The following is a 12,659-nucleotide window of genomic DNA, read 5'->3' as shown; positions in this document are numbered from 1 at the left end:
GACTGCAAAAGTATAAAATATTTTTGAAATAGCAAATGGATTGGCTTGATTTTTAGAAAGTTTAATGAATTTTTTCTTAAAATAAAAAACCTCCCCTATCAAAACTCAGATAAGGAAGGACACACATAGTGAAAAAAAATTGTAATTTTTTATAGAATCTTGTTAATGATTAGTTTGGATGAAGTTTTATCTATTTTAAGATCACTGAGAGAGCCTACCATATTTCCTGTACCATACGTCAAAAACTGCAAAGTTATTTTTTGCCCGGCTTTTAGCCATAGCGTAGAGTTTGTTACAAGGAAAAATAAATTAGCCGCCATTCCGGGGTTTCTTGTTCCCCTGTAAATAACGTTATGAGCAGTGGCCACTCTGCTGCCGTCTACCACCAATGCAGTAAATGCATCACCTGAAGTGCCGTCAAAATCGCCTGAACCCACAGAAGGTGTAATGAAACCACAAACACCGTACATATAATACAGTCCGTCCTTAGGAACCACAAATTCCCCTGTAGAAGGATTATAGGCATTCATTGGATCATATTGTTCGTTTAGTCTTAAAGTTGTAAATTCGTTATCATTCCAGTCATTATCTGCAGTTAAAACACCGCCGGTACTGGCATTCAGAATCCTGTTACCGGAATCCACCACGGAAAAAGCATCCCCTCCCGCAACTTTAATAACACCATTAGCATCTGCTACCAAAAGTTTATCTGAGCCGACTCCTATGGTATTATTAATATCTCTTACCCTGATGTTTCCATTAGCTACATCAATACGCTCAGTAGGTGCTACGGTACCCACCCCAACAGATATAGATCCCTGCCCTACTCCGGAATTTACGGCAACAACAAAATTATTTGACTGCTGAACAGGGCTCGGTACACTCGTTTTAGGGTTATCTCTTGCACCATCAATATGAAACATACCCTGAGGATTTGGTGCATTAATCCCCACTTGTGCAAAATGGATTATTGAGAATAATAATGAAGTAATAAATAGTAATTTTTTATTCATTCTTTTTTGAATTAAATTTCTCCTCAAAATTAAAACCTTGAATTATTAAATCAAATGAATATTGAGAAAAGTACATTTAAAATTATCTGGATAGTTTTTCTATTAATTAAAATAATTATATAAAAATTAAACAAATAAGATGGTAATAAAGTTATTTATATTCTTCACTAAAAAATGAATAAACTCCTACCTTATTTAAGAAAAAATTTTCAAATGAAGGCGAATTCTAAAATGATGAAAAAAATACTATTGTATGGGTTTTTCAATTAAAATTTCACAAAGATTAAACGTCAAAATAAAGAAAAAGGTTAGTAATAAAAATAAAAAAGACCACTTTACAGTAGTCTTTATATTATATAAACGGTTTATATTAAACTTTTTCAACCTGCATATAGCTAAGTTCCATCGGAGTTTTTCTACCGAAGATAAGAACAGAAACTTCAATTTTCTTTTTATCTTCAAGAATCTTCTCAACAGTTCCGTTGAATCCATTGAATGGCCCGTCAATTACTTTAACGTTTTCGCCCACTACATAAGGAATTTCAACATCGCTTGCAAATTCAGACAGCTCATCCATTCTTCCAAGCATTCTGTTAACTTCAGACTTTCTCATCGGAACAGGATCACCTCCTTTTGTTAAGCTTAAGAAAGATATAACTCCGGGAATGTTCTTAATAACGTGAGGAATTTCGCCCATAAGATCAGCTTCAATCATCAAGTATCCAGGATAATAAGGTCTTTCTTTAGGAACTTTTTTACCGTTTCTTACCTGAATTACCTTTTCCATAGGAATAACCACCTGAGTAACGTACTGCTCAAACCCTAGACGTTTGATTTCTGTCTCAATATAGTTTTTCACTTTATTTTCCTGACCGCTGATTGCTTTCAGCACATACCATTTCAATTCGCTCATTATGGGAAAATACTTTTATTATTAATTGAACAAGTTGATTAGCATTCCTATTATGTTGCTGATTGCTTTAGAAAACAATTCATCAACTCCAAAGGTGAATAATGACAAAATCACTGTCGCAATCGTTACAACAATAGTTGAAGATTGAAGATCAGCCCATTTTGGCCATTCAACTTTATGTCTGAATTCGTTATAAGAACCTTTTAAAAAATCGATAAATGAACTCATAATTGTTATTTGCACGGGCACAAGGATTCGAACCCTGATCAACGGTTTTGGAGACCGGTATCCTACCATTGGACGATGCCCGTAGATTAAAAGCTTCCGTAAAGAAGTTCCTTACGGAAGCTTTTTATTTTTAAGATAATTAATCTAAGATTTCAGTAACCTGACCAGCACCTACTGTTCTACCTCCTTCTCTGATCGCGAATCTAAGTCCGTCATTAAGAGCGATTGGCTGTAACAATTCTACTGTAATAGTTAAGTTATCACCAGGCATTACCATTTCTACACCTTCTGGTAAGAAGATCTCACCTGTAACGTCAGTAGTTCTTACGTAGAACTGAGGACGGTACTTGTTGTGGAATGGAGTGTGACGTCCACCTTCTTCTTTAGAAAGGATATAAACCTCAGCTTTGAATTTTTTGTGTGGCTTCACAGAATCTTTCTTAGCGATAACCATACCTCTCTTGATGTCAGTTTTTTCAATACCTCTCAACAATAGACCTACGTTATCACCAGCTTCACCTCTGTCTAGGATTTTTCTGAACATCTCAACCCCTGTAATTGTAGAAGTTAATTTTTCATCACCCATACCAACGATATCAACTGGATCACCAGTGTTGATAACACCAGCCTCGATTCTACCAGTTGCTACAGTACCTCTACCTGTAATAGAGAATACATCTTCGATTGGCATCAAGAATGGCTTATCCTGATCTCTTACCGGCTGCTCGATCCAAGTATCAACAGCATCCATTAATTCTTCTACAGTTTTAACCCACTTCTCATCTCCGTTAAGAGCACCAAGAGCAGATCCCTGGATTACTGGAGAGTTATCTCCGTCATATTCGTAAGTAGATAATAAATCTCTAAGTTCTAATTCTACAAGCTCTAAAAGCTCAGCATCATCCACCATATCCACTTTGTTCATGAAAACAACGATTCTAGGCACGTTTACCTGACGGCAAAGTAGGATGTGCTCTCTAGTTTGAGGCATTGGTCCATCAGTTGCAGCACATACTAAGATAGCTCCATCCATCTGAGCAGCACCAGTAACCATGTTCTTTACATAGTCCGCGTGACCTGGACAGTCAACGTGAGCGTAGTGTCTGTTTTCAGTTTCGTATTCGATGTGAGCTGTATTAATTGTGATACCTCTTTCTTTTTCTTCTGGAGCAGAGTCAATAGCAGAGAAGTCTTTTTTCTCAGCAAGACCTTTGTTAGCTAATACACTACTGATAGCTGCAGTAAGTGTAGTTTTACCATGGTCAACGTGACCAATAGTACCAATGTTCAAGTGTGGTTTGTTACGATTAAACGTTTCCTTTGCCATGATTTAAATTATTTATTTATTGTTTTTCAAATTTTCGGTGTGCAAATATAATGAATTTTTCAAATACCAAAACCTTTTTATTAAAAAAGTTTCAATATTCAAATCCAATGAAGTACAAACCTTATATTTCAATGTATTGAGACTGCAAATTTACACATTTTTCCCGATTGAAAAAATCCTTGAGAGACGTTTTGCTTAAAATATAAAGTATCTGTTTAATTATGAATACTATAGAATCTTAAAAGCATTTTTTTACACATTTTTCATACTCATAAAAATCCGTACCCGTTCTTTTTGTCGTACATATAAAACGAACCATAAAGAATAAATATTATGAGAAAATTATTACACTTCTGTTCGGTGCTTTTCAGCATCAGTATTTTATTTTCATGCAACGACTCAGACGATATGATGTCACCGGAAAACGGGATAAAAGGGCCAGACCTTATCGTATACGGAATTACGGCAAATAATGAGCTTGTATCATTCAATTCCAATAACCCAAAAATGTTTATTTCAAAAACATCTGTTTCGGGAGTTGTTTCCGGGGAAAAACTAATGAGCATTGATTTCAGGCCGGCAACCGGAGAGTTGTATGCACTGTCAAATGCCAGTAAACTCTACATTATCAATACCTCGAATGCTTCTGCAAGAGCCGTAAGCAACACTGCTTTCACTCCTGCCGTATCGGGGATAATAGCGTCCATAGATTTTAATCCTACGGTGGACAGAATTCGCCTGGTAAGCAATACAGGACAAAATTTAAGACTTCATCCTGAAACCGGAGCGGTAGCTGCTACAGATACAAATATCAATAGCGGTTCATCCGCATCAGTAACCGGAGTTGCATATACCAACAGCAAATCCGGAGCATCCTCTACTGTTTTGTACGATATTGATGTTACTTCCGGTAAACTTTTTAAACAGGACCCGCCCAATAACGGTACTCTTGTAGAAGTAGGCAGTCTGGGAACTACCTTTACAGGACAGGCAGCTTTTGATATTAAATATGATAACAGTACTGCATTATTAGCATTAAATAATAATCTTCACTTATTAAATCTCACTTCCGGTAAAGCCACAGATATCGGAATGCTTCAGCAGCAGATTATTGACCTAGCTATTCCTACAGAACCGGTAGCATATGCCGTTGATAACTCAAACAACCTGCAGATTTTTAATCCCAACAGTCCGATGCCTGTATCAAAACCCATTGCAGGATTACAGACCGGTGAAAATATTTTAGGAATTGATTTCAGACCTGCAAACGGGCAGCTGTACGCTTTGGGAAGCTCCAGCAGGATTTATACCATTAATCTGGGAACGGGTGCCGCAACAGCCGTAGGAGGATCACCATTTTCTACATTGCTTGCGGGGACAGATTTTGGATTTGATTTCAACCCTACTGTAGATAAAATACGCGTGGTGAGCAATACAGGACAAAATCTTCGTTTGGATCCTGTAACAGGCGGAATTACTGCATCAGACGGAATGCTTAATCCGGGAACCCCGATGGTAAGTGCCGCAGCTTATACTAATAATTTTGCAGGAGCCACTTCTACCACCCTATTTGTAATAGATCATAATACAGATAAGCTATACCAGCAAAACCCACCCAATAACGGAACTTTGGTAGAAACCGGTTCTCTGGGCATCAATATCTCAAATGCTAACGGATTTGATATCGGAAGCATGAGTCAAAAAGCTTATCTGGTAGCTACAGTAGGAAGTTCTACAAAAATTTACAGTGTAAATACATCTTCCGGTGCTGTAACGTCCATTTCGGATTTTCCAAATGCAATAAGAGGTTTTGCAGTGGGATTAGGATTTTAAACTCATAATAATTATTTCAATAGCAGAATCGCGGAAAACAAAGTTTTCCGCGATTCTTTAATATAATATGAATGAAAGATTAATTAAATTCTCTGTGACTTCCTGGTTCTGTTGAAAATCCAGAAGATAATAGGAAAAATAAGCAGTGTAAGAATTGTAGCAGTTATCAATCCCCCAATGATTACAATGGCCAGAGGCTTTTGAGATTCCGAGCCAATTCCCGTAGACAACGCGGCAGGCATCAGCCCGATGGACGCCATCAAAGCCGTCATAATAACTGGTCTAGTTCTGGATTTTACGCCATTTAGTATGGCATTATCCAGGCTTAATCCGTCTTTTACATTCTGATGAAATTCTGTAATAAGAATTACCCCATTTTGAATACATATTCCGAGAAGAGCAATCATTCCTACTCCGGCAGAAATTCCAAAATTGATGCCTGTTATATGTAAGGCAATGATTCCTCCGATTAAAGCAAAAGGCACATTAGCCAACACCAGAAGTGAATCTTTCATATTCCCGAAAAGGATAAATAAAAGAAAGAAAATGCCCAAAATACTAATCGGAACTACCTGCGCAAGCCTTTTCGAAGCCCGTTGCTGGTTTTCAAACTGCCCGGTCCACCCCACGGAATATCCGTCCGGAAGGTCAATTTTAGAAACTGCCTGCTGTGCATCCGCTATTGTACTCCCAAGATCCCGGTCACGTATGGAGAATTTTATTCCGATATATCTTTTAATGTCATCACGGTAAATAAATGCGGCTCCGTTGTCTTTTTCAATTGTGCTGATTTCTTTCAAAGGAATTTTTGCGCCATCCTGAGTAGGAACCATTAATGCTGCAATATCATTTTCATCTTTCCTGTACTGCTGTGAATATCTGAGGCGGATAGGGAATTTTCTTTCACCATCAAACATTTCCGAAGCTGTTTTTCCTCCGAAAGCCATCTCAAGGACAGATTGCGCATCATCGGGCGAAACGCCGTAAGCTGCCATTTTATCCCTGTCCAGCATAACACTTACTTCCGGCTGGCCAATATTTTTGATAATCCCAGCATCTTTTACACCGTCTATATTTTTAATTTGTTTTAAAACCTTTTCGGCTAATGCATCGAGGGTCTGGAGATTGTCCCCGTAAATTTTAATTCCGTTTTCAGCTTTAAATCCGGCTACAGCTTCCGCTACATTGTCTGAAATGGGCTGAGAATAATTAAATGTGATACCCTGATAGGTTCTTAACTTTTTATCAATCTCGTCGATCAATTCTTCATAGGTGATTTTTCTTTTCCAGTCTTTTTTGGGCTGAAGATTTACGGCAAACTGCACAAATCCAAATCCGTTCGGGTCTGTTCCGTCATTACTTCTGCCCGTCTGTGCGAGAACATCTGTAACTTCCGGGAAGCTCATAATGTCTTTCTTTAAAAGGTCGGCCGTTTTTAATGATTCTTTTAATGATGAACTCATTGGCATTTCTGCAGTGATCCAGAGTGAGCCTTCATTTAATTGAGGTAAAAATTCCGTTCCTAAAAATTTTCCTGAGAATAAGGTTACGGCTAAAAATGAAAGCGCAACGATTAAACTCATTTTTTTATGTTTAAAAGTAAAATTGAAACCCTTTAATACAATTCTGTCCCAGAAATTCACGAAAGGATTATTCTTTTCCTTCACATTTTTATTTAAAAGAATGTGAGAAAGAACGGGAACCAGTGTCAGGGTAAAAATCAAAGCTCCCATTAAAGCAAAACCTAATGTAAAGGCCAGCGGAGAGAACATTTTCCCTTCCACTTTCTGGAATGAAAAAATAGGAATTAATGAAGTGATGATAATTAATTTCGAAAAGAAAATTGCTTTTCCCAGGCCTGTTCCGGTCTGCTTGATCCAGCCTCCTTTAGCCATTTTATTGAATTTTTCTTCGCCATATTTATGGGCTTTATGGTCAAGCATTACAAAGAGACCTTCTACCATGACGACAGCTCCGTCTATGATAATACCGAAATCAACGGCTCCTAAAGACAGTAAATTCGCACTCATACCTGAGAGCTTTAAACATAAAAAAGCAAACAATAAAGACAGCGGAATAATAATGGAGACAATAAGAGTGGTTCGCCAGTCTGCCATAAAAATCAAGACGATTACCGTTACCAGGATAATCCCTTCCAGCAAATTATGCATAACGGTTTCTGTTGTGAAGTCCATGAGGTTATCACGGTCGTAAAAAGTGATCATTTTTACGTCTTTTGGCAGAACTTTCTCATTAAGCTCTTTAATCTTAGCTTTTACTCCTACTAAAACTTCACGCGGATTTTCCCCTTTTCTCATCACCACAATTCCTTCTACGGTATCTTCCTGGTTATTGAGACCGGCCTGCCCTACTCTTGGCAAAGAACCTTCATGAACATCGGCAACGTTTTTCACTAAAACAGGGTTTCCATTGTCATTTTCGATGGTAATATTTCCAATATCATTAATGGATTTCACTAAACCAATCCCCCGAACCACATACGCCTGCCCGTTTTTTTCGATAACATCTCCGCCGACATTTAAATTGCTTTTCGTAACAGCATCATAAACCTGCAATGGTGTCAAATTATATTTATCTAATGCTCTAGGATCAATGCTTAATTCAAAAACTTTATCCTGCCCTCCGAAAACATTGATGTCTGCAACTCCGGGAACACCTCTTAAAGCCCTGTCAATGACCCAATTTTGTAAGGTTAACAATTCTCTGGAATCTTTTGTTTTACTCTGCAAAGTATAGCGGAAGATCTCTCCGGTGGGTCCGTAGGGTGGCTGTACTTCAGGGTCTACCTCATCAGGAAGACTCACGGTTCTTAATTGGTTATTGACCTGATTTCTGGCAAAAGTATCATCCACCCCGTCGTCAAAAAGAATTTTAACTATGGAAAGCCCAAACATCGTGGTACTTCTCACACTTGTTTTCTTCTGAACCGGACTCATCGCCAATTCGATGGGCGTAGTGACAAAACGTTCTACTTCTTCCGCGCTCCGCCCATTCCATTGGGTGATAATGACAATCTGGGTATTGGTGACATCCGGAAAGGCTTCAATGGGCATATTTTTGAAGCTTATAAAACCGGAAACCGCCAGAATCGCTACCCAGATAAAGGTAAATGCTTTATTTTTTAACGAAAAAGCAATTATATTTTTAATGAATTTGTTCATGATGGATTTTTTGTTGACCTAAAAAAGTCGTTGAATTCTTTAACGCAAAGAGCACAAAGTTTTTTGTGACTATTGTTCTGCGTATTTTCATTCGCAAAGGCGTTTCACTCAGCCAAGCACGCTAAAAACTTTTAGAAGAATTTAATTTTAACTATTCAAAGAGCGGTAAATCAGTAATTGATTGTTTGTGATTACCTGTTCGCCTTCGGATAGACCTTCGGAGACATAAGTTGTTTCGCCGGCTTGTTTTAAAACTTTTATTTCCTTCACTTTCACGTCTGTTCTGGATTTATAAATCACCACAAAGCTCCTGTTATCGTCAAAAATGACCGCCTTTGAAGGAACCGTAAGAGCCATTGTATTTTCTGAACTTGTTACTTTTATGGTTGCTTTGCTTTCCGGAATCAATAATCCATTTTGATTGTTTAAAACCACCCTTGCCTGCATGGCGTTGGTTTGGGGATCAATGATTTTGAAGATCTTATCAATTTTGCCGTCAAAAACTTTATCCGGATAAGACAAGGTTGAAACCTGTGCTTTCATTCCCAAGCTTATTTTATCAATATCAGATTCATTTACGTTCATGATTGCCCAGACGTTTGTGGTGTTTGCCACATCAAAAATATTTTCACTTCTGTCGCTTCTCAGCTGCATGTCTTTATTGATATTTTTCTGAACAATGTACCCGCTGATGGGGGCAACTACACTGTAAATATTTCCTTTTTTCACATTATAGACTGTACTTACCGCACTTGCTCTCTGCAGTTGATCCTGTGCTTTCTGCAGTTCACTTTTGGCTTCCAGTACATCTCTTTCGGTATTCAGCTTGCCTTCGTACATTTCTTTTGCCACACGAAGATTATTTTGGGCAACAACCAAATCCGTTTTTGCATCACTTACATCTTTCTGAACCTCTGCAAGCTCGGTACTCCTGATAGTGGCCAGAACCTGCCCTTTGGTGACGTGATCTCCCAATTCTACATTTACACTCAAAACATTTCCCCCTACCAGCGGATAAACGTCGATATAACTGTTCTTGTCTGCTGAAATTTTTCCGTAAAAATTGTAATCATCTTCTATATATTTTTTCTCCACCTTCGCCAGAGAAATTGACTGAAGCATTGTATTACTGAGCTCAAAACCTTTTTTGGCCTGCGGTTTTACTTCTTCCTCCTTTTTTGAACAGGATAAGATGGACAAAGCCAGGATTACAGGAATTATATATTTTTTCATGTTAATAGAAGATTTTCGTTTGTACTAATTGGTTCAATTGCTCCGCCGACTGCATGATCTGGTTTTTCATATCATAAATCTGAAGCGCTGTTTCCCGGTAGCTGTCCATAAAATCTGTAAATTCAATAAGGCTGATGTTTCCTTTCCTAAAGTTTTTCAGCATTCCTTCATACACCAGTTCCATATTATTAAGATCATCCGTTTTGATTTGTGCCAATTGATCATACTGCGTTTTCCAGGTTTTATAAGCCGATTGAACTTTGGTTTCAAGGTTTAATTTCTGGAAATCTGCATTTTTCTGATTCTGCTGAATGGCATAATTCGCTTTTTCTACATTTCCTTTGTTTGATTTCCATAAAGGCAGCGGAATTCCAACGGTGAGATTTACTTCATTTTTAAAAGTTCCTCCGCTCTGGTCCCAACCGGCACCCAGATTAATATCCGGAACGTTGAGAGATTTTTGCCATTGGGCATACAGCTTACTGTTGTCTATCAATTTTAAGTTATATTGATAATCTGCATTATTTTCCAGGGCTTTTTTCTGTAACTCGTTGCCGTCTCCAAAAGGTTGAGAAGTAAGAATTTCTTTTGCTTCTGTTTCGGACATTTTAGGTTCTATTTCTTCTGTAATTCCCGTAAGAACTTTTAGGGTTTGTTCAAAATCAATAATATTTTTATTAATTCCTACTTTATCATTATTTAATTGAATCACAATACTTTGCAACCTCACTTCATCTTTCAGCGAGACATTTCCTTTGGCCGACTGCACTTTATAGGCTGCCAAAAGATCATTCATATAAGTAAGCTGTTTATTGGTATTTTCCAGCTTTAATTTTTCATAATAAAGATTGAAATAAGCGGTACGGAGCTGAGCCTTCAAATCGATAAGCAATTGGGAGAACTGCAGCTGAGCCAGTTCTTTGTTTGATTTGGCGAAGGCGATTTCGTTTTTCTTTTTACCCCCCATATAGATCAGCTGGCTGATTTCCGCTCCTTTTGCATGTCCGATATCGAAAACTTTCCTGTCTTCGGGGTTGTATGCATTTATTTGTCCGCTCAATTGCGGAAGCTCCCAGATTCTGGCCTGCAGGATATCTGCATCAGCCATGTTGATGTTGTACTGTTCGGCAAGCAGTTGTAAATTATTCTTCTGAAAAGCCTCTTCACAATCCAAAAGCGTCATCTGCTGTTGCCCTGCCAGTAATGAAGATATGGCAAAAAACAGCCCTGCAATTTTGTTCATTTTTAATTGATTTTATGATACAAAAATGCTTTTCTGCTATTAAAACGACCTTAAAGGGTGCTTAAAATAAAATTAAATTTACCTGGAAGGATTAATTTTAAAGGGTGTTGAAATTTGAATATTTTGGGTTTTTATTTTTTTGAACACAAAGTCCACAGAGATTTCTTTTAAATTTTTACGTAATATAGTTTCACGAAGCCGTTTCACTTAAAAGAGAAATGCTGCTTACCTTTGGCTTTGTTAAGTGAAACGGCTTTGTGAAACTAAACAATTAGTTCATTAAAAAAACTTTGTGAACTTTGTGTTCAAAAAAAAAACTACTTATTAAAAATCACAGTAAACTTATTCAATAATTCTGCAGGAGAGGTGTAGATAATTTTTGCGCCGTGATATTCAAGGATTCTTTTTACAATGCGGAGACCTAGGCCGGATCCGGTAATATTTTGTGAATTATTTCCCCTCATGAAAGCATCAAATAATTTTGGCTGCTCTTCCTCAGGAATCGTATTTCCGCGGGAAATGACATCTACGATGAGAATTTCATCATTTTCGGTAATCAGAACATCAACTTCCGCATTGTCTGAATAAACAGCTGCATTTTTAAATAAATTAATAAAAACAATATCCAGCAAAGACTGAATGCCGTTTATAGTCAATAATGCGTTTTCAGAAGTATTCTCAGAAATCAGGAAATCCATTTTAAGTTTTGGATAGCTTTTTTCCACCGCTTCGAATGATTCAAAAATCACCTCATCAATTCTTACTTCTTCATAAATGCTTTGAATATTTTCTTTGTCAAATTTTGTTAAAAGCAAAAGAGAATTCGTTAGATCAGACAATTGATAAATATCCTTCTGGATCTGTTTTAATGAAGACAAAGTCTCAGGTGAATGCTGCCCGAGCTTTATCAGGTTTTCCAGCTGAAAAGCCATCCTGGTAATCGGCGTACGGATTTCGTGGGAAGCACTGGCTGTAAAATCCTTCTGAGACTGGAAAACATCATCCAGCCTTTTTATCATTGTATTGAATGACTGGGCAAGAACATTGATTTCGTCATTGGATTCCCGAACCGGAATCTGGGTAGTGAGCTTGTGGGCCGTAACTTCTGAAATCTCCTGATTAAGATCTTCCAGCGGTTTTAAAAACTGCCCCATGAAATAATAACTGAAAAAACCGATGAGCAGCGTGCTCATTACATAGGCCGTTATTAAAAGGTATTTTAGATATGCTAATTTTGATTTCCCGTTGGTATCCAGGGCACTTGTGAGGATGTAATAATTTTCACCATTAATTTTTCTTAATGCGGCGTAAATTTCAGGAACCGTTTTTTCGGAATAAATAACTTTCTTTTCATCAAGCTCTTTTAATAAACCATCGTCCCAGGTGACATTCTTGTCTTTTATGGTGCTGTAGATTAATTCCTTCTGACTGTTAAAAATCAGAATGGTTTCATTGAGTAGAATATTATCCGAATTCTCATTAAAAAAAACGGGTGCTTCTTCTTCGAAATCTTTAGATTTTGCGATGAAATGGGAAGTAAATTCCAGTCTCTGCCTGAATCTTTCTTTAAACTCTTCTCTTCTGAAATCGTTAAAGGACATATAAATCACCGCCATCACAATACCGAAAAGCAATGAAAAGGCAATACTGAGATTGAGCGCGATCTTCCTTTTTAAAGACATCCTTA

General features: G+C 37.5%; 9 protein-coding genes and 1 tRNA gene. 1 reads left to right on the top strand and 9 read right to left on the bottom strand.

Annotated features, from left to right (window positions below; all coding sequences use genetic code 11):
• Nucleotides 1-149: 149 nt before the first annotated feature.
• From H560_RS0115750 to tuf, 5 genes are all read right to left on the bottom strand, one after another.
• Nucleotides 150-1,013, bottom strand: coding sequence for a hypothetical protein (locus tag H560_RS0115750; RefSeq protein ID WP_027380914.1), 864 nt, complete (start codon nt 1,011-1,013; stop codon nt 150-152).
• 370 nt (nt 1,014-1,383) lie between these two features.
• The gene (gene nusG, locus H560_RS0115745; protein ID WP_027380913.1) at nt 1,384-1,926 is read right to left on the bottom strand and encodes a transcription termination/antitermination protein NusG; all 543 of its coding nucleotides are present in this window, start codon (nt 1,924-1,926) and stop codon (nt 1,384-1,386) included.
• A 21-nt stretch (nt 1,927-1,947) separates the two neighbouring features.
• A complete protein-coding gene (gene secE / locus H560_RS0115740; RefSeq protein WP_027380912.1) occupies nt 1,948-2,154 on the bottom strand; it encodes a preprotein translocase subunit SecE in 207 nt (68 codons plus the stop codon).
• A gap of 12 nt (nt 2,155-2,166) precedes the next feature.
• Nucleotides 2,167-2,237, bottom strand: a tRNA-Trp gene (locus H560_RS0115735).
• Nucleotides 2,238-2,293: 56 nt separating this feature from the next.
• Nucleotides 2,294-3,481 (bottom strand): elongation factor Tu, encoded by a 1,188-nt coding sequence (gene tuf / locus H560_RS0115730; RefSeq protein ID WP_027380911.1) that lies wholly within the window; start codon nt 3,479-3,481, stop codon nt 2,294-2,296.
• A 333-nt stretch (nt 3,482-3,814) separates the two neighbouring features.
• On the opposite strand from tuf, the gene H560_RS0115720 reads away from it, so the two are divergent.
• Nucleotides 3,815-5,314 (top strand): DUF4394 domain-containing protein, encoded by a 1,500-nt coding sequence (locus tag H560_RS0115720; protein ID WP_027380909.1) that lies wholly within the window; start codon nt 3,815-3,817, stop codon nt 5,312-5,314.
• An 83-nt stretch (nt 5,315-5,397) separates the two neighbouring features.
• On the opposite strand, the gene H560_RS0115715 is transcribed toward H560_RS0115720, so the two are convergent.
• The 4 genes from H560_RS0115715 to H560_RS0115700 form a co-directional block, all read right to left on the bottom strand.
• The gene (locus H560_RS0115715; protein ID WP_027380908.1) at nt 5,398-8,496 is read right to left on the bottom strand and encodes an efflux RND transporter permease subunit; all 3,099 of its coding nucleotides are present in this window, start codon (nt 8,494-8,496) and stop codon (nt 5,398-5,400) included.
• 147 nt (nt 8,497-8,643) lie between these two features.
• Nucleotides 8,644-9,729 (bottom strand): efflux RND transporter periplasmic adaptor subunit, encoded by a 1,086-nt coding sequence (locus H560_RS0115710; RefSeq protein ID WP_027380907.1) that lies wholly within the window; start codon nt 9,727-9,729, stop codon nt 8,644-8,646.
• A 1-nt stretch (nt 9,730) separates the two neighbouring features.
• Nucleotides 9,731-10,972, bottom strand: coding sequence for a TolC family protein (locus H560_RS0115705; protein WP_027380906.1), 1,242 nt, complete (start codon nt 10,970-10,972; stop codon nt 9,731-9,733).
• 317 nt (nt 10,973-11,289) lie between these two features.
• Nucleotides 11,290-12,654 (bottom strand): ATP-binding protein, encoded by a 1,365-nt coding sequence (locus H560_RS0115700; RefSeq protein WP_027380905.1) that lies wholly within the window; start codon nt 12,652-12,654, stop codon nt 11,290-11,292.
• Nucleotides 12,655-12,659 lie beyond the last annotated feature (5 nt).

The organism is Chryseobacterium daeguense DSM 19388, assembly GCF_000430825.1.
Lineage (GTDB): Bacteria > Bacteroidota > Bacteroidia > Flavobacteriales > Weeksellaceae > Chryseobacterium > Chryseobacterium daeguense.
This window is presented reverse-complemented; position numbering and strand designations above follow the sequence as displayed.